At 58.2% G+C, this 25,277-nt stretch carries 21 protein-coding genes; 9 read left to right on the top strand and 12 right to left on the bottom strand.

Annotated elements, in window-relative coordinates; translation table 11 throughout:
* Window positions 1-25: 25 nt before the first annotated feature.
* The gene (locus OKB77_RS17010) at window positions 26-1,237 is read right to left on the bottom strand and encodes an RsmB/NOP family class I SAM-dependent RNA methyltransferase (protein WP_270818013.1); all 1,212 of its coding nucleotides are present in this window, start codon (window positions 1,235-1,237) and stop codon (window positions 26-28) included.
* A 215-nt stretch (window positions 1,238-1,452) separates the two neighbouring features.
* Here OKB77_RS17010 and OKB77_RS17005 point away from each other — a divergent pair, with 215 nt between their 5' ends.
* The 9 genes from OKB77_RS17005 (at window position 1,453) to OKB77_RS16965 (ending at window position 12,373) form a co-directional block, all read left to right on the top strand.
* The gene (locus OKB77_RS17005) at window positions 1,453-3,429 is read left to right on the top strand and encodes a reprolysin-like metallopeptidase (protein ID WP_270818012.1); all 1,977 of its coding nucleotides are present in this window, start codon (window positions 1,453-1,455) and stop codon (window positions 3,427-3,429) included.
* Entirely contained in the window at window positions 3,426-3,755 is a 330-nt protein-coding gene (locus OKB77_RS17000; protein ID WP_120415664.1) for a hypothetical protein, read from the top strand. The genes OKB77_RS17005 and OKB77_RS17000 overlap by 4 nt, the downstream gene beginning before the upstream one ends.
* A gap of 253 nt (window positions 3,756-4,008) precedes the next feature.
* Complete coding sequence (locus OKB77_RS16995; protein ID WP_270818011.1) at window positions 4,009-5,973, top strand: reprolysin-like metallopeptidase; 1,965 nt, start codon at window positions 4,009-4,011, stop codon at window positions 5,971-5,973.
* Window positions 5,952-6,290, top strand: coding sequence for a hypothetical protein (locus OKB77_RS16990; RefSeq protein ID WP_080768659.1), 339 nt, complete (start codon window positions 5,952-5,954; stop codon window positions 6,288-6,290). The genes OKB77_RS16995 and OKB77_RS16990 overlap by 22 nt, the downstream gene beginning before the upstream one ends.
* 304 nt (window positions 6,291-6,594) lie before the next feature.
* A complete protein-coding gene (locus tag OKB77_RS16985) occupies window positions 6,595-8,721 on the top strand; it encodes a reprolysin-like metallopeptidase (RefSeq protein ID WP_270818010.1) in 2,127 nt (708 codons plus the stop codon).
* A gap of 176 nt (window positions 8,722-8,897) precedes the next feature.
* The gene (gene pdxH / locus OKB77_RS16980) at window positions 8,898-9,536 is read left to right on the top strand and encodes a pyridoxamine 5'-phosphate oxidase (protein ID WP_204385223.1); all 639 of its coding nucleotides are present in this window, start codon (window positions 8,898-8,900) and stop codon (window positions 9,534-9,536) included.
* A gap of 36 nt (window positions 9,537-9,572) precedes the next feature.
* On the top strand, window positions 9,573-10,187 hold the full coding sequence (locus OKB77_RS16975) for a glutathione S-transferase family protein (RefSeq protein ID WP_204385224.1): 615 nt from the start codon (window positions 9,573-9,575) through the stop codon (window positions 10,185-10,187).
* Window positions 10,187-11,827: a GNAT family N-acetyltransferase gene (locus tag OKB77_RS16970; RefSeq protein WP_270818009.1), complete on the top strand. Its 1,641-nt coding sequence runs from the start codon at window positions 10,187-10,189 to the stop codon at window positions 11,825-11,827. Before OKB77_RS16975 ends, OKB77_RS16970 begins: the two co-directional genes overlap by 1 nt.
* A gap of 6 nt (window positions 11,828-11,833) precedes the next feature.
* Window positions 11,834-12,373 (top strand): GNAT family N-acetyltransferase, encoded by a 540-nt coding sequence (locus tag OKB77_RS16965; protein WP_270818008.1) that lies wholly within the window; start codon window positions 11,834-11,836, stop codon window positions 12,371-12,373.
* Window positions 12,374-12,469: 96 nt separating this feature from the next.
* Here OKB77_RS16965 and OKB77_RS16960 read toward each other — a convergent pair whose 3' ends face one another.
* From OKB77_RS16960 to OKB77_RS16910, 11 genes are all read right to left on the bottom strand, one after another.
* Complete coding sequence (locus OKB77_RS16960; protein WP_270818007.1) at window positions 12,470-12,883, bottom strand: hypothetical protein; 414 nt, start codon at window positions 12,881-12,883, stop codon at window positions 12,470-12,472.
* A 183-nt stretch (window positions 12,884-13,066) separates the two neighbouring features.
* Window positions 13,067-14,197: a ribosomal protein uL16 3-hydroxylase gene (locus OKB77_RS16955; protein WP_270818006.1), complete on the bottom strand. Its 1,131-nt coding sequence runs from the start codon at window positions 14,195-14,197 to the stop codon at window positions 13,067-13,069.
* 139 nt (window positions 14,198-14,336) lie between these two features.
* Entirely contained in the window at window positions 14,337-15,707 is a 1,371-nt protein-coding gene (gene purB, locus OKB77_RS16950; RefSeq protein ID WP_088868772.1) for an adenylosuccinate lyase, read from the bottom strand.
* 129 nt (window positions 15,708-15,836) lie between these two features.
* Window positions 15,837-16,451: a high frequency lysogenization protein HflD gene (hflD, locus tag OKB77_RS16945; protein WP_005334622.1), complete on the bottom strand. Its 615-nt coding sequence runs from the start codon at window positions 16,449-16,451 to the stop codon at window positions 15,837-15,839.
* Window positions 16,452-16,474: 23 nt separating this feature from the next.
* Window positions 16,475-17,581 (bottom strand): tRNA 2-thiouridine(34) synthase MnmA, encoded by a 1,107-nt coding sequence (gene mnmA / locus OKB77_RS16940; protein ID WP_005353619.1) that lies wholly within the window; start codon window positions 17,579-17,581, stop codon window positions 16,475-16,477.
* A gap of 318 nt (window positions 17,582-17,899) precedes the next feature.
* Window positions 17,900-18,391 (bottom strand): NUDIX hydrolase, encoded by a 492-nt coding sequence (locus OKB77_RS16935; protein WP_270818048.1) that lies wholly within the window; start codon window positions 18,389-18,391, stop codon window positions 17,900-17,902.
* The gene (locus OKB77_RS16930; protein ID WP_270657468.1) at window positions 18,391-19,296 is read right to left on the bottom strand and encodes a pseudouridine synthase; all 906 of its coding nucleotides are present in this window, start codon (window positions 19,294-19,296) and stop codon (window positions 18,391-18,393) included. The genes OKB77_RS16935 and OKB77_RS16930 overlap by 1 nt, the downstream gene beginning before the upstream one ends.
* Window positions 19,297-19,402: 106 nt before the next feature.
* The gene (locus OKB77_RS16925) at window positions 19,403-20,170 is read right to left on the bottom strand and encodes a PTS sugar transporter subunit IIA (protein ID WP_270657467.1); all 768 of its coding nucleotides are present in this window, start codon (window positions 20,168-20,170) and stop codon (window positions 19,403-19,405) included.
* Window positions 20,170-20,475, bottom strand: coding sequence for a PTS fructose transporter subunit IIB (locus OKB77_RS16920; RefSeq protein WP_005334611.1), 306 nt, complete (start codon window positions 20,473-20,475; stop codon window positions 20,170-20,172). The genes OKB77_RS16925 and OKB77_RS16920 overlap by 1 nt, the downstream gene beginning before the upstream one ends.
* A gap of 219 nt (window positions 20,476-20,694) precedes the next feature.
* Entirely contained in the window at window positions 20,695-22,101 is a 1,407-nt protein-coding gene (uhpT, locus tag OKB77_RS16915; protein WP_005353611.1) for a hexose-6-phosphate:phosphate antiporter, read from the bottom strand.
* 565 nt (window positions 22,102-22,666) lie between these two features.
* Window positions 22,667-24,574, bottom strand: a complete 1,908-nt coding sequence (locus tag OKB77_RS16910; RefSeq protein ID WP_270818004.1) for a PTS fructose transporter subunit IIABC — start codon at window positions 24,572-24,574, stop codon at window positions 22,667-22,669.
* Window positions 24,575-25,277: the final 703 nt, after the last annotated feature.

The raw sequence follows: 25,277 nt of genomic DNA, 5'->3' as shown, positions 1-25,277 counted from the left end.
GGCGCAAGGAGCAGGTCATTCTGGATCAGGCGATCCGTTCGATACGAGCCATGTAGAAGCCGTCGAAGCCGGTCTCGGACGGGCTCACGGTGTGATCGTCACGCAGACGGAAGTTTTCGTTGGCGGCGAGGAACTTGTCCACCTGCTGGCGGTTCTCCTCGGGCAGGATGGAGCAGGTTGCATAGACCAGCAGGCCGCCGACTTTCACCATCTGGCTGTAACGCTGCAGGATCTCTTCTTGCAGCGCGACCAGCACCGGCAGACGCTCGGCGGTATCACGCCACTTGGCATCCGGATTGCGCTTGAGTACGCCTAGACCGGAGCAGGGCACGTCCAGCAGTACGCGGTCGGCGCTCTCTTTGAGGCGCTTGACGGTCTTGCTGCTGGTGATGACCCGGGTTTCCACGTTGTGGGCACCGGCGCGACGGGCGCGCTGCTTGAGGTTCTCCAGCTTCCACTCTTCCACATCCATCGCCAGCAGACGGCCTTTGCCCTGCATCATGGCGGCGATGTGCAGGGTCTTGCCACCGGCACCGGCGCAGGCGTCGATGACGCGCATGCCCGGGGTGACCTCCAGAGCCGCAGCAACCAGCTGGGAGCCTGCGTCCTGCTGCTCGAAGCAACCATCGGCAAAGGCCTTGGTACGGAACAGGGCGGCGTCCGAGGTGACCTGCAGGGCAGTCTCCACACCATCAACCGGAATGGTGGTGACCTGCTCTTTGGCTAGAATGGCTTGCAGCTCATCACGGGGGCACTTGAGGGTGTTGACCCGCAGGTAGCGCTTGGGCATCCAGGCCAGAGCGGCACGCTCGGCAGGCCAGGCTTCCCCCAGCTGCTCGCTACCCAGTTTCTCCAGCCAGCTCGGGCAACCATCCATCAATACCGGGTTCTTCTTCGCCTCGGTCAGACGTCGGCGGAATGCTTCTTCATTGAAGCGATCCAGGGTCGGGTGGTTGGGCTGGGCAATTTTGTGGAAGGCATGCCAGCTGTGCAGCAGCGGCCAGACATTCTTTTCGGCCTGACGCACCTGAATACCGGTGAGGAAACAATAGAGGCTGAGACGGCGCAGCAGGTCGCCGGTGACCAGGGCAATCCTTGCCTGTTCTTGCGGTTTGAGTTCGATGCCGGAGAAGTGACGGGCATAAGCGCGGTCGAGGGTAAGACCCTGACCGAGCACATCGTCAATAATGGCAACGACCAGATCCCCGAAACGGGGCAACAGTGGGGATTTGAGCATGAGATTAACCTTGGCCAGATAAAGATGAACCGCACCTTTGTGAAGAGGGACAGTTCTAAAATTGACAAATCCGCGCAATGATAGGGGTTAGATGGGGTTGGCGCAACACTCCCCATGGGTGAGTGGCTGAAACAGTGGCGCCGGGCTTTTTGATTCGGCGGGATAATGATGCCGGTAATGGTTCAAAAAAGTGCATGACTACAAGGATGACAAAGATGCATGTGACCAGTAAGTGTTCGTTGGCCTTGTTGGTGGCCAGTTTGTTGGGGTCAACCAGCCTGATGGCCAGCGAGTGGAGTACGGTAGCCGCCAGAGCGACTGCGGAGCAAGGTTATGAGGTGCGGGCCAATCAGTTTCGGGTGGCCAAGGTGCCGCTCGACTATTTTGCCGGGCTGCAAGCCGGGGCGAGTGAGCTGACCCTGCCGCTGCCCGATGGGGGGGAGGTCACCTTTGCTCTGGAAGCCTACGACTTGCTGCCTGCAGATCTTGCCGCCAAGTATCCGCAGATCCGCACCTTCAAGGGTCACAACCCGGCGCATCCGATAGAGACGGGGCGCTTCGATCTGGGGCCGCAAGGTTTCCACGCCATGTTCAGCCATCAGGGCAGGATGGTGTTTGTCGATCCGCTGCGCAATGCCGAAGGCTATGCCGTCTATTACCAGCAGGATGCCCATAGTCGATTGGAAGAGGCTGCAGATGAGGTGATCGGGCCCAAGCTCAGCAAACTGGTGCGCAAGGTGCAAGTGGATGGCAATGTTCGCAAGCGCTACGTCATTGCCATTTCGGCGACAGGAGAATTTACCCAATACCACGGTGGCTCCAAAGCGCTTACCATGGCGGCGATTGCGACCTTGCTCAACCGCGTCAATCAGGTCTATCAACGGGATGTGGGCGCCGAATTCGTGCTGGCCAGTGGCAATGACAACCTGATCTTTACCGATCCAGCCAGCGACTTGTTTGCCAATGATAATTCGGATGCGCAGACCAATATCGGGGTACAGGCTTATTACTTTACCAATATGCAGCTCGGTAATTTTGATATCGGCCATGTACTCAATACCGGTAGCGGTGGTCTGGCCGGTTTGGCAGTGCTCTGCACCAATCAGAAGTCTGGCGGGATGTCGGGTTCACCCACACCGGTGGGAGACGCCTTCTTCGTTGACTATGTGGCTCATGAAATTGGCCACCAGTTTGGTGCCGATCATACCTTCAACGGCACTACCGGGAGTTGCGGTGCTGGGACCCGGGTTGCGAGTCAAGCCTATGAGCCTGGTAGTGGCAGCTCCATCATGGCCTATGCCGGTATTTGTGGTGATGAGAATATCCAGACTCACAGCGACCCCTATTTTCATAGCAAGTCCATCGAGCAGATGCGTGCGCACATGGCGACCGTATCGACTTGTGGAACCACACTCGTGTTGAGCAATAATGCCCCGCAGGCAGCAGCAGGGGGGGACTATGTGATCCCTGCCAATACGGCCTTTATGTTAAAAGGGGCTGGTGGAGATCTGGATAATGATTCTCTGCTCTACAACTGGGAGCAGATCGATCTGGGTACTGAATCGAGTAGTGCCGCCACCATGATTGACGATGGCTCCCGGCCGCTGTTTCGTTTTGTCTCTCCCACGGCATCGCCGGAGCGGATCCTGCCGAGTTTGCCATCCCTGCTCTCCGGCACGCTTGCCAAAGGAGAGGCCTGGCCGACTACCAACCGGGATCTCAATTTCAGACTGACGGTGCGTGATGGTCAGGGTGGCGTTGCCAGTGATGACATGAAAGTGCAAGTGATCAATACCGGCGCGGCATTTCGCATCACCAATCCGTTTTACGGGGTGACTCTCACTCCGGGGGCCAGTCAGGCCGTAGCATGGGATGTGGCGGGCACAACTGTGGCGCCGATCAGTTGCAGCAAGGTGGACATCTCGGTGACTCAGGATGAGGGCGTAAGCTGGACAATGCTTGCCGCCGGACAACCCAATAACGGCGCAGCAACGGTAACGTTGCCTGCCGATCTCACCAGCAGCGTCAGGCTGAAAGTGGCATGCAGCGACAATATCTTCTTTGCCATCAGTCCCCTCAAATTGCCTCTGGTGCAAGGTGGCTCGACTTCAGGTGGCGGCGGTGGTGGCGGGGCGCTCGGATTGTGGACGCTGGCTCTGGCACTGCTCGGCTGGCAACGGAGGCGTACATGAAGGGAGTCCCTCTGTTGCTGCTTGTCATGCTCGGCGGTTGTCAGGCCGATGCCAGCACGCTGGAACAGGAGCTGAGTGCAAACCTCGCCAGGCAGGATTACCGCCTGATAGTGATAGCAGGGCGGGGAGAGTTCGCCCCCGGTATTGCAGCCGAGCAGCAGGCAGAGGCCAAGGCGCGCTGTGGCAAGCGTTATCTGGATGGATTGGGCGATGTGATAAGGCCCGGTCAGCAAGAGATACATGCCAAGTTGAGCGCTTACGCCAGCGAGTATAACCAGCGTATGGTGATTCATTGCCCAATAGCATCGGGTGCTGGCAAGCAGTAATACACCAATGAACCAATCCAAATGGAGGGGATATTCATCCCCCTATCTATCCGTGAAGGCGCCAATGGCGCCTTCACTTTTTCCGTTGTTGAATGGGGCCAGTCTGTATTGCCTGAGATGGGGGAGCGCGGGTGTAGCACGATTTTTCAGCGTGACAGAAGTTTTGTGCGAATTTTCTTTTCTGTCTGTCACGCAGATCGTCAATTGACGCTGCACCATACTTGTTGTCACCAAGGTAGGGCAAGGAGGCTCTATGAAGCATGGCATTGCGGTGATTATCACCAGTTTGTCTGTTCAGGTTGCAGCAGAACCACAGTGGACCTTCATGGATGAAAACTTGGAAAGGGGAGGGGTCTATGATGTGCGAGCTGAAAAGGTCAGAGTGGTGGTTCCTGACAAGCCTTTTGAACCCGGGCATCTCGCCAGTGTATTGACCTTGCCATTGCCGGATGGCACTACGGTGCAGTTTGATGTTCATCCCAATGCCTTGCTCCCGGAGCCTTTGGCCCAGCGCTACCCTTCTATCAATACTTACAGTGGGAAGGCTATCGATCGGGCAGCGGATACAGGCCGATTTGATGTCACCATACATGGTTTTCACGGTATGTTTACCCATCAGGGGCGTACCTTTTATGTCGATCCGCTTCAGGACGGTTTCTCTTATGCCGTTTATGAACAGCAAGATGCCTGGCGGCGACAGGATGTGGATCAGGTGATTGATCCTCATGGTATCGAGCGTGAGCGAGCTGTGCTGGTCGATGGCAATTTGCGCAAGCGCTACACCATCGCCATCTCGGCAACCGGGGAATATACTCAGTATCACGGTGGTACCAAGGTTGCAGCACTCTCGGCCATTGCAACACTGCTTAATCGGGTCAATGAAGTCTATCGCCGTGATGTGGGGGCCGAGTTTCAGCTTGCAGCTGATACGGATAATGTGATTTTCACCGATCCTGCGACGGATCCTTTCACCAACTCGACTCAGGATATCGCAATCAACCAGACCCAACAGGGGGTGTTGCTCAATCCTTCTTTTGATCTGGGCCATCTGCTGGCGACATCAGGCGGCGGGGTGGCGACCCTGAGATCTTTATGCAACCCTTTCAGCCGTTCACGGGGCATGACCGGAGGCTCACAGCCTATCGGTGATGCGTTCTTTATTGATTATGTGGCTCACGAATTGGGGCACCAGCTGGGGGCCGAGCACTCCTTCAATGGCATGGCCGACAGTTGTGCAACAGGTCGCAAGGCTAGCTCAGCCTGGGAACCGGGCAGTGGCTCGACCATCATGGCCTATGCCGGGATCTGTGGTGAGGAGAATCTGCAGGTTAACAGCACACCTTTTTTTCACAGCAAGTCGATCGAGCAGATGCGGGCTCTGATGGCCTCTCTGCCCTCCTGCGGCACCGACCTGGCGCTTGCCAATAACGCGCCGGTTGTGGATGCGGGGGGCGATAGGGTGATCCCCGCCAATACGCCTTTCACTCTTGTCGGTAGTGCGCTGGATCTGGATGGTCATCCCCTCAGTTACACCTGGGAGCAGGTTGATCTTGGCAATGCATCCTACAGCGTGGCAACCATGGTGGATGATGGAACCCGCCCGCTGTTTCGCTTTGTTTCACCAACATCGGATCCCCGTAGAACATTGCCCGCCATGAGCTCTCTGATATCGGGTGTCTTGGCCAAAGGAGAGGCGTGGCCTGCGACCAATCGCAATCTCCAGTTCCGCCTTACCGTACGTGATGGTCAGGGGGCGGTGAGCAGTGATGAAATGGTGGTTCAGGTGATCAATACCGGCGCGGCATTTGCCATCACAGCTCCGCAGATCGGCGCCATGGTGGCGGGTAGCACTCAGCTAGTGACATGGAATGTTGCCGGGACCGATCAGCCTCCTATCAATTGTCCCAGAGTGGATTTGGCACTGACACAGAATGGTGGTTCTACGTGGACTACGCTGGCAAGCGGGCTTGCCAATAACGGTTCGGCCAGTGTGGTGTTGCCTGCACCGTTGACCAGCACGGCCAGGCTGAAGCTGGCATGCAGCAATAATATTTTTTTTTCTATCAATGGGATAAGAGGTAATGCGTCTGCCACTACGGAAAGTGCAACTGTCATTACCGACAACAATGCGGGTGGCGGCGGTGGTGGTGGTGCAGTGAATCTTATCGTGATCCTCCTGATGGGAGGGGCAGCCGGATGGCGCAGGTATTACGGTTAGCCGTCAGTTTGCTGTTTCTATATATCTGCGCAGCGCCTGTTGTGGCCGCATCACTGACCGAGGCAATAGATGAAAGTCTTGCTGCTCAGGATTATCGGCTCATCGTGCGTGGCGGGCGCGGCGGTATGGCTCCGGGGGTTGTGGAGTCATTGCAAGCAGAAGCGAGAACCCGGTGCGGAGTCCGTTATCTGAAAGGGTTCGGTGATGTAATTGAGATGGGCAAGGAGTCTGAGTTTGAGCAGCGGATTGACTATGCCACCCGATATAACCGACAGATGCTGGAAAGGTGCATGCCGGAGGCGATTTCAAGGCCGTAGTGGCTGTTTCACAACGGCGTGTAAATCGGCATGATTGGAGTTATAACTCTAATATTCCAAACATAGTGATAGTCTCATGGGAATGATTCGATGACTCACATATGAGCCCCTATATACTTTTTTGGAGTTTTAACTCTATTAAAAAGAACTGCTGAAAATGCTAACAAAATGAGCTGTTTATAAACTATGACTCACTAACTTTATGATTTTAAATGAAATAAAATCCATTTAATTTTTATTGAAAAAGTTGAATTGTGATTTGCGTCACGTTATTCTCGCCGGCTGTTCAGTCAGGTGATTAATAATGATGAAGTTCACAATAAATGCAATCTCAGTTGTCATCGCAATGTCAGCCAATATCGCGCTGGCATCCCCATGGCATATGATCGAAAAACGCAGCAAGCAGGCCGATGAACCTGTAAGGGCTCGCGCATACAATATCTTTGAGGTAGAACCGGATTTTTTAGAAAATCTGCGCTTGGGCCAAACCGTGATTGCGCTACCATTGCCTGATGGCAAGATGGTGCAATATGAATTGGAAGCCTATTCCGTATTACCGCCTGCGCTGGCAGCAAAATACCCAGATATCATGACCTATAAAGGGCATGAAGTGGGTACCGCCAGCAATACCGGTCGCTTTAATATTTCTCCACGCGGTTTTAACGGCATGTTTATGCATGCTGGAGAGCAGGTGTTTGTCGATATTCAGCGCAACGGTACCTACGCTGTCTATTACAAAAAAGATGCACATTCAATGAGTGGCAAGAATATCAATGAGATCATTGACAAGTCCGAGCCGAAAAAAAATCTAGAAAATAATACTGAAGCGGCTCGTAACGAGGCTAGTTATAGCAAGGCAGCGCTTACCCAGTACAGCATTGCATTCTCTACCACTGGTGCATATACCAAGTTCTTTGGCGGCAAGGCGCAAGCCTTGGATTCACTGGCTGTATTGGTTAACCGTTTAAATGAGGTGTATGAAAGGGACTTGGGTGTTCGTTTCGTATTGGCAGAGGGAAATCACAATATTATATTCGAAAATCTTGCTGACGATCCTTTTGTGAATGGTAGATATCCAGGTGAAACAAGAGATACTCTTATAAATGCTAGAGTTCAGAGAGAGAAACTGATTAGTAGAGAGATTGGTTATTTCGACCTTGGCCATGTATTGACCGCGGGTAAAGATGCAGGTTCGGCGAGGGTTGGGTCATTATGTGATGACATAGGATATTTTTATTCATCCAGGTCTCAAGCTGTTACAGGAAATATCAATCCTGTTGGTGATGCATTTTTTATTGACTTCGTTGCGCATGAAATTGGCCATCAATTTGGCGCCAATCATACCTACAATGCAAATGGGACACAAAGAGAGCCATCTATGGCATGGGAGCCAGGCAGTGGTAGTTCAATAATGGGTTATGCGGGTTTGATGGGGGAGCAAAACGTACATCTCAACAGCGAGGCTTATTTTCATAGCAAGTCGATTGAGCAGATGCTGCAGCATATCATCGCGAGAGAAGCCAAAGCGCAGAAAGGGGAGATCGAAATCAAGGACGCAGCGATTCTTGCACCGACTATCGCATCGCGTTGTGGCGCCTCTATTCCGAGACAGAATGGGGACAATTTGGAGCCGGAAATTACCGAAGTGCCGCCAGTGCATGTGATCCCTAAAGGTGTGGCGTTTAGCCTGAGTGGTAAGGGCAGTGACCCTGATGGTGATGCACTTGTTTACACTTGGGAGCAGGTTGACCTGAGTGATGATGCAACGACGAGTGGCCATCAATTGAGCTCCGGGTTCCTTGCTACCGGTCCCCTTTATCGTTACGCCGCGCCGACAACATCCCCGGTTCGTCACTTTCCTTCGCTGGCTACCCAGTTGAAAGGGGAAGCTGAGAAAGGTGATGTCTGGGTCAATGTGCCGCGCACCCTTAACTTCCGTCTGGTCGCCCGTGATGGCAAAGGCGGTGGTGCCTATGGTGAGACCTCGGTCGAAGTGGTCGATACAGGTTCACAAACCTTCAAGATATTGCCAGCCCCTGACCAGCGTATTCTGGTTGGTAGCCCGACCACAGTGAATTGGCAAGTAGCTGGAACCGATGGTGGCCGCATCAACTGCCAGCGGGTCGATATCAGTTATAGCAACGATGAAGGCAAGAGCTGGCAGCCGCTGGTCAATGGCGTGAGCAACAATGGCGCTCATGAGGTAACCATTCCGGCCAATGCTGGCAGCGCTGTTCGCCTCAAGCTGGCCTGTAGCGACAATATCTTCTATGCCATTACGCCAAAACTGGCGACTAAGAGCAGTAACACACCGGCTCCCCAGCCTGAAAGCAATGGCGGCGGTGGTGGTGGCGGTTCGACCGGTCTGTTCGCGCTGTTGGGCCTTGGTATCGCTGCGCTGCTGCGTCGTCGTGAGATCATGAGCTACTAAACCAGATAACCCAAGGGTGAGATTACCCATCTTTGGCAAATTGATGAACCAAGCGAAGAGGCGTTAGCCTCTTCGCTTTTTTTGTATGGTTTACAAGGTCGCTTTATCGAGCGCACAATGCCTGCGTCACTCTCTTGATGGTCGTGGAACCATTATTTATTTGAAGGAAAATCAAGATGATGGATGTTGCTGATCTGCGCCGTGAGTATACCCGTGGCGGTCTGCACCGGGCCGATCTGCCGGCCGAGCCGCTGGCGCTTTTCGAGAAGTGGTTGGCGCAGGCCTGTGAGGCCAAACTGACCGATCCCACCGCGATGGTAGTGGCGACCGTCGATGCCGATGGTCAGCCCTGGCAGCGCACTGTGCTGCTCAAGCACTACGACGCCCAGGGGATGGTCTTTTACACCAACATGGGTAGCCGCAAGGCGCAGCAGCTGGAAGGCAATCCCCGTATCAGTCTGCTCTTCCCTTGGCATACGCTCGACCGTCAGGTACATGTGACCGGTCGGGTGGAGAAGATGAGCACCTTCGAGGTGATGAAGTACTTCCACAGCCGTCCCAAGGATAGCCAGATCGCAGCCTGGGTCTCCAAGCAGTCGACCCGCATATCGGCCCGTGGCGTGCTGGAGGCCAAGTTCCTCGAGCTCAAGCAGAAGTTTGCCAATGGCGAAGTGCCGCTGCCGAGCTTCTGGGGCGGATTCCGGGTGATGATCGAGACGGTGGAGTTCTGGCAGGGGGGCGAGCACCGGCTGCACGACCGCTTCTACTACACCCGCGACGGGGATGGCTGGCATATCGAGCGTCTGGCTCCCTGAGCGCGCTATTCAAATCTGTTTTCACAAGGAGTGTGTATGCGTCTGTATGGTGATCTGCGTTCCGGCAACTGTTACAAGGTGTGGCTGCTGGCCCGCTGGCTGGAGCTGCCCCTTGAGTGGGTAGAGGTGGATATTCAGGCGGGGGATACCCGTACCCCCGCATTTCTGGCCATGAACCCCAACGGCAAGATCCCGGTGCTGGAGATTGGCCAGGGCGATACGCTGGCGGAATCCAACGCCATCCTCTTCTATCTGGCGCAAGGCAGTACCTTGTGGCCAACCGATCCGCGCCAGCAGGCCGAGGTGCTCAAATGGATGTTCTTTGAGCAGTACAGCCATGAGCCCTACATCGCGGTGGCCCGCTTTATCGTTCACTATCTCGGCCGACCCGAGTCGCAGGAGGCGAGGCTCGACGGTCTGAAAGCCGGTGGCGAGAAGGCGCTGGCGGTAATGGAGCAGCAGCTGAAACAGAGCCCCTACCTGTGCGGTGATGCGCCTACCATCGCCGATATCGCCCTTTATGCCTACACCCATGTGGCAGAGGAGGGGATCTTCTCCCTGCAGGGGTGGCCAGCTATCCGTAGCTGGATCGCCCGTATCGAAGCCCATCCCCGTCACCTGACGCTGCCAGCGGCCTGTCAGGCCAGCTGATGGAACTGCTGATCGAGGCCAGTCTGTGGCAACCGCAGTGGGCTGCGCTGTTGTTGCACTGGCAGCAGCAGGGTCATCGCTGGCAGCTGCTACTGGGCAAAGAGGCGGCGGCTGCCCTCGATCAAACCGATGTACCCTGGGCGAGCAGCCCTCCAGACGGGGTGCTCTGCCCGGGAGCCCTGCTGGCTGCCTGGCTCGATGGGGATCTGCTGGCGGATTTTCATGTTGATCCCAGCCGCCAGATCCTGATCAGCGCCTCTACCTCCCTATTGACCCTCGCCAGGGAGCAGGGACTGCTCACCCTTGGCCCTGTGGGGGCCGATCTGCCGCTCACCCCCGAGGCCGATTTGGGCGCCGTGCTCAATCGCCTGCTGGCGCGCCGCGTGACGGTGCCGACCCTGGCTGAGGGTCATCCGCTATCAGGCGTCGTGCTGCGACCACTGCAGGCCGCCGATGAGCGCGAGATAGTGCGCTACTGCAGCGACGAGGCGCTGGCCCGCTACACCCTCAATATTCCTCACCCCTATCCGCCGGAGGGGGCCCTCGACTGGCTGGCGCTCAGCTGGCGCAAGGCGGCGCTTGGGCTTGGCTGGAGCTGGGCCATCACCTTGCCAGAGGAGCAAGGTGCGGCGCTGCTTGGGGTGATCTCCCTGCACTGGAATGGCGAGCTCGCCTGGTGGGTGGGCGTGCCCTGGCAGAATCGCGGTCTGGCGACTCGGGCCGCTGGCTTGGTCAAGGAGTTTGCCTTTGACCAACTGCAACTGCCGGCGCTGACGGCTCGCCATATGCCGGACAATTTAGCCTCCGGCCGGGTGATGGCAAAAGTGGGGATGCACTATCGCGGGCGGCGCCATATCAGTGGTCGCCAGCCGTGTGAGGTGAGTTACTGGCGGCTGGATCGCGCTCCCTCCTTACCCAATCCTTTGCCCGAGGAGATTTCCCGCTGGCTGGCTGATGAGCGGATCGCCGTGGTGATCCTGTGGGATCCTGTAACGTTGGATCGGCAGAGTGCCAACGGCAAGCTGGCCATCTCGCTCTTTGTGGATGAGAGGGGCGCGGGGGAGGAGTCCTGCTCTATTCGCTGCCCGCCGCATCTTGAGAGGTCTCTGGAGGTGCACTGTTACCCCGTCGAACTGCTGGAGCAGGCCGAACCGGAGCAGTTGTCCCATCTTGGCGGCGTCTTGCTGAAAGACAGGGATGAACAGGGGCTGGCGTGGTTGCTGCAACTGGCCGCGCTGCAGCGTCAAGGGCCCGAGCTGCTCAGCCGCGAGGAGCGCGCATCACGGCGCCACTGGTTCAAACAATTGATGGCGCAGGCGCTGGGCGGCAACGGTGATTCTTCGCAGATACGCTATCAGCAGTTACGGCTGCTGGTGGAGCTGCCGGAGCTGGTCGACGAGCTGGATGGCTGTTGGCATCAAACGCCCGAACTGACCTTTGAGCGGTTGGCGCGGGAGGCTCCCGCCCTCTGGCTTGCCTACCGGGAGGCGATGAACAGGGCCACCCCGGCTACGCTAACCGCTTTGCAGCAACAGTTTGCAGCTCGTTTTCCTGAGTGCACCCTCCCATTTTTGGACAAAGGTACTCAGAATGACCAGCCGTTGTGTGGAATAATGCCCGCTCTGCTGTACGAGGAGTAATACCTGATGTTGAGAACCGAGCGCCCCGGTGACATGCTGCCGGTCTATGAGCTGCTGAGTGCCGCCTTCGGTCGTTCCGATGAGGCCGAACTGGTCAACCGCCTGCGCGAATGTGGCGCTGCCGTGGTGACCATGGTCGAAGAGGAAGAGTACGAGTTCATGGGGCACCTGATGCTAAGCCCGATCACCATTAACGGCATGGAAGGGCCCTGGCTCGGTCTGGCGCCGGTCGCGGTTCATCCCGACTGGCAAGGCCAGGGGATTGGCTCGGATCTCATCCGTGAAGGGCTTGATACGGCGCTTGAGATGGACTGGAAAGGGGTGGTAGTTCTCGGGGATCCGGCCTATTACAGCCGTTTCGGTTTCCGCCCGGCCAGCGAGTTTGGCCTGCACTGCATCTATGAGGTGCCTGCCGACTGCTTTATGGCGATGGAGCTGCAGGAGCACGGTTTTGCGGGTGTGCAGGGTGAGGTGCTCTATCACCCCCTGTTTGATGAACTCCCCGACGAGCTGCCGGACGCGCAGGCAGAAGTGTCCCATTTATAGCGAGACGTCACAGCGACAAGCCATAACGAAAAAGCCCTCATCGAGGGCTTTTTCATCTTGTATTGGTCCCTGCCGGGCTTATTCGAGCAAATTGGCTCAGGCAATGATATCGAGCTGGGTACCCTTGCGATTATCTTCACCCACCATGTCCCCCATCTGCTGGGCGAGCGGGCTCTGCTGGAATTGCATGTAGTCGCTGAGATTCTGCTGGCGCTGGTAGCGATTCGCAGCCTGATACATATCAGCCGTGCTCGGGCCCGACTTGCTGTCGCTCTCCTGACCGCTGGCCTCCAGGTAGCGCTCCACCACGGCTTTATCTTGCTGGTTAGCCGTATAAGAGACAGCCAGGGTTCTGCGAGCCGTTGCTTTCTCTTCGCTCTGTGCCTGTAATTCATCCTTCTTGATCAGCGCTTCGTTACGGGCCTGATTGACCTGTTCGGGCGTGACAGCCGGAGAGGAGGGATATTTGCCGTAATCGGGCAGTGGCATGGGCCGGGAGGTGATTTGCATGGTGGCGCTTCTCTTGTGAACAGGGACGGACGCATGATACTCATCCATGTTAGCTCAATAAATCACCACTTATCGGTTCGTCAAGAGTGGGTTCAGCTTCGCGCATCGATTGTTAATTGAACCGCCTCTGAGTGACAAAAAAGGCGCCATAAGGCGCCTTTTTATCCTTCAGTTACCGCCGGATCAGTTGAAGAACCAGTAACCGCGGTTGACCAGACGGGTCAGCAGTTGCAGGAAACCGGCCTGATCGGCCAGCTCCACCATGTCGGCTTGAGTGATGATGTCTTTGTCACACAACAGCGAAATGGCTTCCGCATCTTCGCTCTGCAGAGTCCAGGCTTCACCGTCGATGAAGCACTGCTGGCTCTCGCCGCTAAACCAGACGCTGCGCAGACCCGGCACCTTGATGGCGGGCTCGCCCTGGGTCAGCAGGTCGGCTACCTCCTCGGCACTGTAGTCCGGCTCGACCGGATTGACGTCCAGATCGTGCTTGGCCTCGGAGATCATGGTGCCGAACCACTCCTTGAACAGGGTCTCGTCATCGAGGGCCTGTTGCATCAGCTCGCGCAGACGGTGCAGCTCGTGGGGCTGGATCTCGCCGTGACGGGCGCGGGGCTTGAGATCGGCATCGCCGTAACGCTCGGTACGCACCTCGTTGTCGATCAGGTGATCGGCAAAGGAGGAGATAAGTGCTTTGGCATCCGGCGCACGGAAGCCCACCGAGAAGTTCATGGAGGGCTCGATGGCGTAGCCTTCGTGGGGGAATCCGGGCGGAATGTAGAGGATGTCGCCCGGCTCCATGATGACGTCGATGATCGCCTCGAACGGCTCGCAGTGCAGCAGGGCGGCGTGGGCGGCAAACTCGTTGAGCGGCTTGGCATCGCCAACCCGCCAGTGGCGTTTGCCCAGACCCTGGGTGATGAACACATCGTAGTTGTCGATGTGGGGGCCGACACCCGCGTGAGGGGTGGAGAAGCTTACCATCACATCGTCAAAGCGCCAGCCCGGGATGAACTGGAACGGTACCGCCAGCTCGTTCACCTCTGGGGCCCAGTGGTTGCAAGCCTGTACCAGAATGGTCCAGTTCTCTTCGCCCAGATGGTCGTAGGATTCGAAGGGGCCGTGGGCAGCATCCCACTTGCCGTCGAAACGGGTGACGAGGCGGGACTCTACCACCTCTTCCATGGCCAGACCCGCCAGCTCGTCCGGGCTGATGGGATCCTGAAAGTCGGTGAAGCCACCTTTGATAAGGAGCGGGCGCTTCTGCCAGTAGTGCTCAAGGAAGTGAGCGATATCCAGATTGAGTTCGTACATGCTGTTTCTCGTGTCTCGCAAAGAGGTTTTGCCCAAGGCAGGCTTGGGAAAAGCCACTCGGGAGCCTGCCGTGGCAGGGAAAATAACAGGGGCCCTGTGGCGTATCGTGCACAGGGCCCCTTCGTCACTGCCGGTTGGCTTACTTCAGCAGATCAACCAGACGTTGGGCGTCACCTATGTAGTTGGCCGGGGTCAGCTTCTTCAGCTCAACCTTGACCGCTTCCGGCAGCTCCAGGGTGTCGATAAAGGTACGCATCCCTTCGGCATCGACGCGGCGACCACGGGTCAGCTCCTTGAGCTTCTCGTAAGGCTTCTCGATACCGTAGCGGCGCATCACGGTCTGGATCGGCTCGGCCAGCACTTCCCAGTTGGCATCCAGATCGGCGGCCATGGCGGCGTCGTTGGCTTCCAGCTTGGAGATACCCTTGAGGGTCGCCTGATAGGCAATCAGGGAGTAACCCACCGCCACACCCAGGTTGCGCAGCACGGTAGAGTCGGTGAGGTCACGCTGCCAGCGGGAGATGGGCAGCTTGCTCGCCAGATGCTGGAACACAGCGTTGGCCAGACCCAGATTGCCTTCGGAGTTCTCGAAGTCGATGGGGTTGACCTTGTGCGGCATGGTGGAGGAGCCGATTTCACCGGCGATGGTGCGCTGCTTGAAGTGACCCAGGGAGATGTAACCCCACACATCGCGGTCGAAGTCGATCAGGATGGTGTTGAAGCGGGCCATGGCATCGAACAGCTCGGCGATATAGTCGTGCGGCTCGATCTGGGTGGTGTAGGGGTTCCAGGTCAGACCCAGGGAGGTCACAAACTCCTCGGAGAACTGGTGCCAGTCCACATCCGGGTAGGCGCTGAGGTGGGCATTGTAGTTGCCGACCGCACCGTTGATCTTGCCGAGGATCTCCACCGCCATGATCTGCTTGAACTGGCGCTCCAGACGGTAGGCGACGTTGGCCATCTCCTTGCCCATGGTGCTCGGGGTTGCCGGCTGACCGTGGGTGCGGGAGAGCAGCGGCATGTCACGGTACTCGTGAGCCAGACGCTTGATCTCGCTGATCAGCTTCTCGCAATAAGGCTTGATGACCTCTTCGCGGGCGGTTTTCAGCATCAGACCGTGGGAGTTGTTGTTGATGTCTTCCGAGGTGCAGGCGAAGTGGATGAACTCGCTGACAGCCGCCAGCTCCGGGTTCACTTCAACCTTCTCTTTGAGGAAGTACTCCACCGCTTTCACATCATGGTTGGTGGTGCGCTCGATCTGTTTGATGCGGGCGGCGTCGCTCTCGTTGAAGTTGCTGACGATGCCGTCGAGCAGGGCGTTGGCTGCCGCGCTCAGGGCAGGGACTTCCGGGATCCCGGCGTGGCTGGCCAGTTTTTGCAACCAGCGCACCTCGACTTCGACGCGAAAACGCAGCAGGCCGAATTCGGAGAAGATAGGGCGCAGGGCATCGGCCTTGTCGCCATAACGACCGTCAATCGGGGAAACAGCAGTCAGCGCGGACAGCTCCATGGGGTGAACTCCTGATGATTTGTGTGGGGGATCCGTATCCACTCGCGCGTGGGGCTGAGTCGTCATCAAGGCGGATGTGCGGCTGTTCACCCTGATGTTGACCTCGCTTGCCCGCGCGCGAGCCGATGATTAGTAACGTTTGGCCAGCTCCACCATCTTCTTGCGGGCGAAGATGATCTGGGTGCGGCTGCCACCGAGCTGACGCCACAGCACGCAGGCACGAATGCCCGCCAGCAGCAGGGCGCGCACCTTGTGCTGCACCAGCGGCTGCTGCAGGAACAGCGGGGTACCCGCCACCTGGATGCGCGGCCCGATGGGGCTGATAAGATCGCTGTAGATGCTCGCCATGTTGGCCAAAATCTGCTCGTCGAGCAGATCGAAGTGCTGTTGCTGGCGGCCAATTTGGCTGATCCGCTCACCCAGCATATTGAGAATGTCCTTGCGCTTGGCCAGCTTGCGCTCCAGCGCAATCAGGCTCACCACGTAGCGGGTCAGCTCGGCATTCTTCTGGCTGCCGTCGGCACCCAGCTGCTCGACCAGCGCACGGTAGCCGTCGCGAATGGCCAGATGGGTGTTGTTGAACACCTCGAGCGGCTGGCTCGGGTTGGTCACCAGAATGCTGGAGAGGCTCTCGCGCAGGGCGGCCTCGTCACAGCTGCCGTCTCGGGCCACCTTCTGCACCAGATACGCGGCCTGGCAGATGCCGGCAAAGGCCATTGTTCTGTCTTGGAATTTATCGCTCACGTCTGCTGCCTTCTGTTAAGGATTCAAACCGGATGGCTGAAACGTTGTTCGATGATGCCGCCGCCCAGACACACTTCCCCGTCGTAGAAGACGGCGGATTGGCCCGGGGTGACCGCAGCCTGTTTCTCGTCGAAGATGACCCGGATGGTCTCGTCGTCGATGGGCTGGATCAGGCAGGGGATATCCTGCTGGCGGTAGCGGGTCTTGACGGTGCAGCGACGCGGCTCGCGGATCGGAGTGCGATCCACCCAGTGCAACTGGCTGGCAATCAAACCATCGGAGTAGAGACGGGGATGCTCGCCCTGCGCCACCACCAGCACGTTGCGCTCGACCTCTTTGTCGACCACGTACCAGGCCTCTTCGGTGGCATCTTTACGACCACCGATGCCGAGCCCCTTGCGTTGGCCCAGGGTGTGATACATCAGACCCTGATGCTCGCCGATCACCTTGCCATCCACGGTCTCGATTTTACCGGGCTGGGCGGGCAGGAACTTGGCCAGGAAGTCCTTGAACTTGCGCTCGCCGATAAAGCAGATGCCGGTGGAGTCTTTCTTCTTGGCGGTGATGAGATCGAGCTGCTCGGCGATGCGGCGAACCTCGGGCTTTTCCAGGTCGCCAACCGGGAACAGGCTCTGACCCACTTGCTTCTCGCTCAGGGTATAGAGGAAGTAGCTCTGATCCTTGTTGGTATCGAGACCGCGCAGCAGGCGCGGGCGGCCGGTGCTGTCGTCACGGCGCACATAGTGGCCGGTAGCGATGTAGGTGGCACCCAGCTCTTCGGCGGCAAATTCGAGGAACGCCTTGAACTTGATCTCCTTGTTGCACAGGATATCGGGGTTCGGCGTGCGGCCAGCCTTGTACTCTTCGAGGAAGTGCTCGAACACGTTGTCCCAGTACTCGGCCGCGAAGTTGATAGTGTGGAGTTTCATCCCCAGCTTGTCGCAGACGGCCTTGGCATCAGCCAAATCCTGGGCGGCAGAGCAGTACTCGTCCGTGTCGTCTTCTTCCCAGTTCTTCATGAACAAGCCTTCGACCTGATAGCCCTGCTGCTGGAGCAAGTAGGCCGAGACGGAAGAATCCACGCCGCCGGACATGCCGACGATCACCTTGATTTGGCTGTTGTCTGTCATTAGTCGAAGTTACCAGTTCGTTTAAACGGGGCGTATTCTACCAGAGTTTTGCGCCCCCGGTCACATATCCATGCCGCAGTTCCCATCAGGAGCCTGATAGCAGGAAATCGTTTTTCTATTTGTTGGCACCATGATGAAAAAGTGGCGCCAAACGGTCCCGTATAGCCTGTTTACGATCTGTCACGAGAGGCCGTCAGCAAGGTAAAGAGCAGCGCAGGAACCGGAACGTATAGATATACGTGAGCTTTCCTGATTGCAAACAAGCGAGCAGCACATGAGCCTTGATCACGGCCTCGTAGTAAGAGCGTGGGCAGGCTTTCAGATGAAGGCCTTGAGTGCCGACAGCGGCAGCCGTGTCCCCGCCAGATAATCCTGAATGCACTGCCACACCAGCGGGCTTCTCAGGGCCGGTTTGCACTCGGCGATCTCCTCCAGGGTGAGCCAGTGGCAGGCGAGGATGTCGCCATCAGGATCCTCTGGATGGTGCTGACCGGGCGCTTTTTCAAGGTCGAAGATGATGGCGGTGCGCACATAGGTGGCCTCGCTGTCGGCCGGTTTGTAGAGATAGGTGCCAAGCCAGGCGGTAGGCGTGGCGGTCAGCCCCGTCTCCTCTTTCAGCTCGCGGCAGGCGGCGGTGAGCAGATCTTCACCGGCCTCCACATGACCGGCGGGCTGGTTGAAGCGGCGCTTGCCTTTTATCTCCTCTTCAACCACCAGAAAGCGGCCCTGCCACTGCACCAGGGCGGCGACCGTCAGGCGCGCCTCCATGCGGGCGTGGCTGGTGGTCGATTGCTCTGCCTGATTGCTCATCATGACTCCTTGTCGTTGCTATCGGGATTGCCCGCACGGGCGGGTCTGCGTGCCGTTCCTCGCCCGCTGCTGCGGGGTTTGCCGCCGGTCGGGTTTGAAGTTGAACGCTCGGTTGGGTGAGTGGTGCGGGGGCGCTCGTCCCGTCTCGGCTGGCTGGCCCGCCGTGGCGCATCCCTGGCGGTATGAGCGCCTGAACGGGATGAGGAGGGACGCGGGCGGCTGCTGGAGCTCGGCGCCAGCTCGGGGGCGGGCAGGCTGCGGCTCTCGCCGGGTGCCAGACCATCCAGGGTCCAGTCGCCGATGGCGTAGCGAATAAGGCGCAGGGTGGGGTGGCCGATATGGGCGGTCATTCGCCGCACCTGCCGGTTGCGCCCCTCGATGATCTTGATCTCCAGCCAGCTGGTGGGGATCTCCTTGCGCTCGCGAATGGGCGGATTGCGCGGCCACACCGCAGGTGCATCCATGATGCGCGCCCCGGCGGGCAGGGTCATGCCGTCATTGAGCTCCACACCGGCGCGCAGGGCGGCCAGTTTCTCCTCGCTCGGGAGCCCTTCCACCTGCACCCAGTAGGTCTTGGGGGTCTTTTCCCCCGGCTGGGTGAGGCGTGCCTGCAGCTTGCCATCGTTGGTGAGCAGCAGCAGCCCCTCGCTGTCGCGATCGAGCCGCCCTGCGGCATAGATGCCGGGCTCTTTGATGTAATCCTTGAGGGTCTCGCGGCCCGCCTCGTCGGTGAATTGGCAGAGCACCATATAGGGCTTGTTCAGCAGGAGCAATTTGCGATCCTCTGGGGCCAGCTCCGGTTTGCGGGGGGATGCATGGCGGGGTGCGGCTGGTTTGGCCGCCGTGCGCGGGGCGTTATCGCGCGGCGCGCGGCTGACAGAGAGACGGGAGCGGGGAGATTTCATCGGATACACACTTCAGACAGACGATGGCAGCGAGTGTACCACAGGGTGCTGAGGGCAGGATGAATGGCTGTGGCGTCACAACAAGCAGTGCCCAGAGCCAATTCGCCTAGCTCAGCAAGCTCTCAATCACGATAGCCTGACGGGCGGGGGCCGAGCCTGCCTGCAGCAGGGCGTGGCTGACCACATCGTCGATCATCGCCTGCGTCAGTCGGGTGAGGGGCCGCAGGGTCTCCCGTCCGCTACCGACCGGCACCGCCAGCAGAATAATGGTCTGCACCTGCCCGATTTGAGAGCCCCACTCGATGGGCTCCTTGCAGCTAAGCAGGGTCAGCGCTGGCTGGCTGATCCCTTCGCTCAATACATGAGGCATGGCAAGGCCGGGGCGGATGATGGTGGCCGATACCTGCTCGCGCCGCTCTACCGCAGCGGTCAGTGTGGCGCGGTCGGTGATCAGCTCGGCGGGCAGCAGATCGATTAGATGCTCGAGGGCCTCGGCTTTGGTCAGCGGTTCGGGGCTGTGGGCCAGCTGGCACAGGGCAAAATGGTAGTCGGGCAGGGCGTTGGCCAGTCGCAACTCCGCCAGCGCGGCGGTGCGCGGGCGCACCAGCGGTTGACCCAGCTCCCCGCACCAGCAGGTGAAGGCCATGTGGGCGAGCTCGGCATCGCATCCTTCGATCTGCAACTGGCAGAGATCGCCGGGCTGGGTGGCGAGGGTCAACAGGGAGAGCTGGTTGCTTGCGGCAACGGTCTGACGCCGGGTGAGGTTGGCACAGCGGATGGTGGATTTGAACATCCCCACCAGCCGGTTCAACTGCTTGGCCTGGGTGATGCTCAACCCCTGCTGGCAGTAGAAGGTGATCTCGCGGGTCAGCATCAGGCCGGGATCGGCAGGGCCTTGAGTACGGCGTTGGCATCCAGCAACACAGTTTCCAGTCTCACCTGATGGATGGTGCAGCCGAGGAAGCGCTCTTTCTGCTCAATCTCAATATCGGAGGCAATCAGCACCAGGTCGGCGCTGGCAATATCGCGGGCGGTCAGCATGTTCTCCATGCCCATGGCGCCCTGAGTCTCGACCTTGATCTTGAGTCCCAACCCAGTGGCGGCTTTTTGCAGGGCATCGGCAGCCATATAGGTATGGGCGATACCGGTCGGGCAAGCGGTGACGGCGACGATCTTCATCTGCTCTCTGTGATGCTGACAAGGGGGAGCAACAAGATAGCGCCTGCGGGGGGCTTTTACCAAAAGCGCATATGAAAAGTGGGATCTTGATGGGGATATGCCTGCCCCTTGAACGGCAGTGCAGGTTCATGCCGGGCCAGTCGGGTGTCTAGTTGCTTCAAACAACAAGGGCCACCCCGGTGGGTGGCCCTGAACAATCTGCGTCTGTTGTTATGGCTATCAGGCGGTCTGGGCGGCCAGTTCGGCGGCTTTCAGTTCGCGCTTGATGCGGCGGATCTTGCGCTCTTCGGCGACCGCGACACAACCCATCAGTACCAGACAGGCGGCGGCTGCGATATCCAGCGCGGCGAAGGTGCCGGTCCAGCCGGTCAAGCCAAAGATGGGGGTGCCATCAGCGATCATGCCCAGACCCAGTTTGGCGAAGCTGTCACCGATGAGGTAGGCAAAGGTGCCCTTGACGCCATCGGCCACGCTGATGCCCTGCTTGGGGACGAAGCCCACGGCGGCGACGCCGATCAGCAGTTGCGGACCAAACACCAGGAAGCCCAGGGTGAACAGGGAGCCCAGGAACATGAACTGGGTGGTTGCATGCTGGTAGAGACCCAGGGTGGCGATGATCAGCGCCAGTGCCACACAGGCAACCAGACCACGACGGCCATTGGCCAGATCAGAGAGGTAACCCCACATCAGGGTGCCGACCAGAGCGCCCACTTCGAAGAAGGTAAAGCCCTGAATGGCCACGTCTTTGGAGAAGCCCAGCTCCTGGTGGGCATAGACGGTAGACCATTGGTCGATACCGATACGCACCACGTAGAGGAAGATGTTGGCAAAGCAGAGCAGCCAGATCACCTTGTTGAGCAGCACGTACTTCACGAAGATCTGCCACTTGGTCAGCTGCTGCTCTTCGGTAGCGATATCCTCTTCGCTCGCCACTTCGTCAAACAGCTCTTCCACCTTGCCAAGGCCATAGGCTTCCGGTGAATCGCTACCAAAGCGCAGGCCGATAAAGCCGACGATCAGCGCGATGATGGAGGGGAAGATAAACATGCCGAGCACGTTGCCATCGAACAGGTAGTTGGCACCGAACAGCGCCACACCGGCTGCACCGGCACCGCCCACGTTGTGGGAGAGGTTCCACATACCCAGATAGGTGCCGCGCTTGTTGCGAGGGGTCCACTTGGTGATGGTGGAGTAGCTGCACGAACCGCCACAGCTCTGGAAGAAACCGCTCAGGGCATAGAAGAAGATCATGAAGTAGAGGCTGAAACCTGTGCCGCCCATGCTGGCACTGAAGCCCAGCATGCACAGAGCGGAGAGGATCAGCATCAGTGGCAGGAACTGCTTGGTGTTCTTGCCGTCGGCATAGTAGGAGACGATGGTCTTGCCCACCCCGTAGGTGATGGAGAAGCCAAGGCCGATCATGCCAAGCTCGGTCATGGAGAGACCGTACTCCTGGATCATGTCATTTTGCGCAATGTTGAAGTTCTTGCGGATCAGATACATGGTCAAATAGCCAATAAATACAACCAGATAAGATTGCATAAACGGCTTGAACCAGAGCTTGCGCCGGGCTTCGACCGGCAGGTCGAGGGTGGGGACCCGGACCTGTTGGAGCAATTTCAACATCTTCGTTCATCCTCTGCGAGATAGACGGTATTTCCGCCGCGCCCCTCATTTGTAGATAGGTTGTTCGAGGTCACGCCACGGAAGGGGGAACGGAACGTCGGGGCTGTCAGCCGTTGCTGCGCTCGACGCTCCATCCATATAAACCCGGGCCCGGCACGGGATGACGGGGCACATTGCCCGTCGCGGTGCGGGTCACGACATCAGGTGGGATGACTCTAATAAGAGGGGCAAAAAATGGCTTGAGAGCCATCCCTAGTGGGGCTAGGAAATTTTCCTAGTTTTTGCGCTTTCGCGGACAAAGCGTGAGAAACATCACACCGCTGACGCCGGATTGCTGCCATTTCAGCCAGTTTGGCGCTCTGTGTGAGTGCTGGGCTGAGGAGGGGAGAGGCCAGAAGGGAGCCAGGGAAAGGAAAGGGGAGAGACGAGGAAGAGTGCTTATCGACCACCATTTCGTGAGTGTCGATATTGGGGAATACGGCCCACCAGCCATCCCCAAAAAACAAGAGGCCACCCCGTGGGGTGGCCTCTTTTATGCTCTACGAGCCGCGATGGCGAGGGGTACTCAGGCCGCCTTGGCCAGAGTTACCTCATCACTCTTTTTGACCCGCAGTTTTTTCAGGGCAACCGCCACCACGCCGGTCACGATGGCACCGCAGACCATGCAGAGCAGGGCCAGCAGCGGCTTGTTGACCGCACCCAGCAGGGCCACGATGGGGCCACCGTGGGCAACGCTGTTGGTGATGCCGAACAGGAAGGCCATCACGGCGGCGGTCATGCTGCCCAGAATGTTGGCCGGGATAACGGCCAGCGGGTCACGGGCGGCGAACGGAATCGCCCCTTCGGAGATCCCCACCAGACCCATGGCACCGGCGGCTTTGCCCGCTTCGATTTCAGAGGCATCGAAGATACCCAGCTTGCGACCGAGCACGGTCGCCAGCGACATGCCAAGGGGCGCAGCCGGGATGGCGCAGGCCATGGCACCCATAAACTGGGTCTGACCGGAGGCGATCATGCCGACGGAGAAGAGGAAGGCCACTTTGTTGACCGGGCCACCCATATCAAAGCCGGCCATACCACCGAGCACGATACCCAGCAGCACCAGACTGCCACCGCTCATGGAGAGCAGCATGGCGTTGAGGCCGGTCATCATGTCGGCAATCGGGGCGCCGATAATGAAGATGAATACCGCAGCAATAAACAGGGAACCGACGATGGGGGCGATCAGGATCGGCACCAGCGGTTGCACCATCTTGTGGTACTGGCGGGTGGCAATCCAGCGCACCAGATAGCCGACCAGGAGGCCCGCGATGATGGCGCCGATAAAGCCGGTACCGGCATCCGCGCCGTAGAAGCTGCCGTTGTTGGCGATCCAGCCACCGATAAAGCCCGGTGCCAGCGCCGGACGATCACCGATGGCGTATGCGATATAGCCCGCCAGTATGGGGATCATCAGGGTGAAGGCGGCCACGCCGACGTTGAGGATCTGGTTCCACATGCTCCCTTCCGGGATCTGCATGCCGCTCGAGGTCGGGTTGCCGCCGATGGCCAGTGCCAGCGCAATCAACAGACCGCCGGTCACCACGAACGGGATCATGTGAGAGACGCCGTTCATCAGGTAGCGATAGAGATCGGAACTGCCACCCGCGCTCTTCTCTTCACCTTTTTTATCTTCTTTGCCAGCCACATAGGCGGGGGCTTTCAGGGCTTGCTCGATCAGACCCTTGCCATCCTTGATGGGGGCCTTGACGCCGGTCTTGATGAGCGGCTTGCCAGCGAAGCGGGCCATGTCCACCTGCTTGTCACAGGCGACCACGATGGCGCTGGCGCGAGCGATCTCGTCCGCGGTTGGGCTGTTCTTGACGCCGATGGAGCCGTTGGTCTCCACCTTCACCTCATAACCCAGCTCCTTGGCGGCGCGCTCCAGCGACTCGGCCGCCAGATAGGTGTGGGCGATACCGGCCGGGCAGCCGGTGACACCGATGATAAAGCCCTTGCTGGTGGTCGGGGCCGCGCTCTGCTCCTCTTTCTTGGCCAGCAGCAGCGCCAGCGCATCGGCCGGAGTTTTCGCCGCCAGCAGCTTGGCGATAAAGCCCTCTTCGATCAGCTTGCCGGAGAGCTCGGCCAGCACTTCGATATGGTGATTGGCGCCGCCATCGGGGGAGGCGATCATAAAGAAAATGTGGGACGGCTTGCCATCTTCGGCGCCGTACTCGATGCCGTTGCGGCTAATGCCGATGGCGACCGCCGGGTTGCAGACCGCTGCACTCTTGGCGTGGGGCAGGGCCACGCCCTCTTCAAAGCCGGTGTTGCCCAGCTCTTCGCGGGCCCACAGATCCTTGATAAAGGCCTGCTCGTCGCTGACCTTGCCTTGCGACGCCAGCAGGCGGGCCATCTCGGTGAAGACCTCTTCCTTACGCGTCGCTTTCAAATCGAGGTTGATCAGATGTTCATTGATCAAGGTGGTGATCATAGCGCTCTCCCCGCTTCCGGTGACGGAAGCTATGCGTGAGTACGTATCGACGTACTGGATAAAAATGACCTGATCATTATCGCGGCTCGCCCGCCCCCTCCCTATCGGACAAATGTGCTAATCACTGGATTTTTGTGCGCAGTAAAACGCGATGTGATGAAGATCCCGTTTTCAGGCAGGACTCGCCATTTTTAGTCAACCATTCATTTTTTCTTTAAAAACAGATAAATGAATTGATGTTAGGCTCGCCATCAGATTTGCAATACGCCATATCAATAAATTAATCATCAGCATGGTCTGGATTTATATGTGGTTAAACGGGGCCGTCAGATGTGACCCTTCTCACAAAAAGTCGCCATTTCGCCGGGCGGATTAGGATTTTTATGCGCCATTTCTCCCCCTGCCTTTTGCCCTCGCGGATAGCGGATTGGCGCGCCCTGGAATGATGCTTGGGCGGGCCTTAACGAGTCCCTGAACCTCTTCGTTGGTAAAAATAGTTTGTTGCATATGCCATAAACCGAGCGTATACATGGCATATGCCAATTACGGCAGCATCATGAGCAGACGCTTATCGAGCCGAATGATGCGTGACTAAACCAGTAAAAGTTGATGCGTACGGCTCTTCATCTGGTTGCTGCAAGAGGCTGGGAACATGGCCATGCCAACCGACAAGCCTGCGGGAAGATCCTGAACAAGGGGACGA

The organism is Aeromonas sp. Y318-3 (genome assembly GCF_027706185.1).
GTDB classification, from domain to species: domain Bacteria; phylum Pseudomonadota; class Gammaproteobacteria; order Enterobacterales; family Aeromonadaceae; genus Aeromonas; species Aeromonas veronii.
Note: the sequence above shows the minus strand (reverse complement) of the source record. Positions and strands in the feature narration are given on the sequence as shown.

What these genes read in the sequence shown, in the direction of transcription:
- mnmA (WP_005353619.1), bottom strand. Translation starts at nt 17,581, where the DNA reads ATGACAGACAACAGCCAAATCAAGGTGATCGTCGGCATGTCCGGCGGC.
- OKB77_RS16975 (WP_204385224.1), top strand. Translation starts at nt 9,573, where the DNA reads ATGCGTCTGTATGGTGATCTGCGTTCCGGCAACTGTTACAAGGTGTGG.
- OKB77_RS16910 (WP_270818004.1), bottom strand. Translation starts at nt 24,574, where the DNA reads ATGATCACCACCTTGATCAATGAACATCTGATCAACCTCGATTTGAAA.
- OKB77_RS16955 (WP_270818006.1), bottom strand. Translation starts at nt 14,197, where the DNA reads ATGTACGAACTCAATCTGGATATCGCTCACTTCCTTGAGCACTACTGG.
- OKB77_RS16995 (WP_270818011.1), top strand. Translation starts at nt 4,009, where the DNA reads ATGAAGCATGGCATTGCGGTGATTATCACCAGTTTGTCTGTTCAGGTT.
- OKB77_RS16930 (WP_270657468.1), bottom strand. Translation starts at nt 19,296, where the DNA reads ATGAAATCTCCCCGCTCCCGTCTCTCTGTCAGCCGCGCGCCGCGCGAT.
- OKB77_RS16960 (WP_270818007.1), bottom strand. Translation starts at nt 12,883, where the DNA reads ATGCAAATCACCTCCCGGCCCATGCCACTGCCCGATTACGGCAAATAT.
- OKB77_RS16925 (WP_270657467.1), bottom strand. Translation starts at nt 20,170, where the DNA reads ATGCTGACCCGCGAGATCACCTTCTACTGCCAGCAGGGGTTGAGCATC.
- OKB77_RS17005 (WP_270818012.1), top strand. Translation starts at nt 1,453, where the DNA reads ATGCATGTGACCAGTAAGTGTTCGTTGGCCTTGTTGGTGGCCAGTTTG.
- uhpT (WP_005353611.1), bottom strand. Translation starts at nt 22,101, where the DNA reads ATGTTGAAATTGCTCCAACAGGTCCGGGTCCCCACCCTCGACCTGCCG.
- OKB77_RS16965 (WP_270818008.1), top strand. Translation starts at nt 11,834, where the DNA reads ATGTTGAGAACCGAGCGCCCCGGTGACATGCTGCCGGTCTATGAGCTG.
- pdxH (WP_204385223.1), top strand. Translation starts at nt 8,898, where the DNA reads ATGATGGATGTTGCTGATCTGCGCCGTGAGTATACCCGTGGCGGTCTG.
- OKB77_RS16920 (WP_005334611.1), bottom strand. Translation starts at nt 20,475, where the DNA reads ATGAAGATCGTCGCCGTCACCGCTTGCCCGACCGGTATCGCCCATACC.
- OKB77_RS16990 (WP_080768659.1), top strand. Translation starts at nt 5,952, where the DNA reads ATGGCGCAGGTATTACGGTTAGCCGTCAGTTTGCTGTTTCTATATATC.
- OKB77_RS16970 (WP_270818009.1), top strand. Translation starts at nt 10,187, where the DNA reads ATGGAACTGCTGATCGAGGCCAGTCTGTGGCAACCGCAGTGGGCTGCG.
- OKB77_RS17000 (WP_120415664.1), top strand. Translation starts at nt 3,426, where the DNA reads ATGAAGGGAGTCCCTCTGTTGCTGCTTGTCATGCTCGGCGGTTGTCAG.
- purB (WP_088868772.1), bottom strand. Translation starts at nt 15,707, where the DNA reads ATGGAGCTGTCCGCGCTGACTGCTGTTTCCCCGATTGACGGTCGTTAT.
- OKB77_RS16985 (WP_270818010.1), top strand. Translation starts at nt 6,595, where the DNA reads ATGATGAAGTTCACAATAAATGCAATCTCAGTTGTCATCGCAATGTCA.
- OKB77_RS16935 (WP_270818048.1), bottom strand. Translation starts at nt 18,391, where the DNA reads ATGAGCAATCAGGCAGAGCAATCGACCACCAGCCACGCCCGCATGGAG.
- OKB77_RS17010 (WP_270818013.1), bottom strand. Translation starts at nt 1,237, where the DNA reads ATGCTCAAATCCCCACTGTTGCCCCGTTTCGGGGATCTGGTCGTTGCC.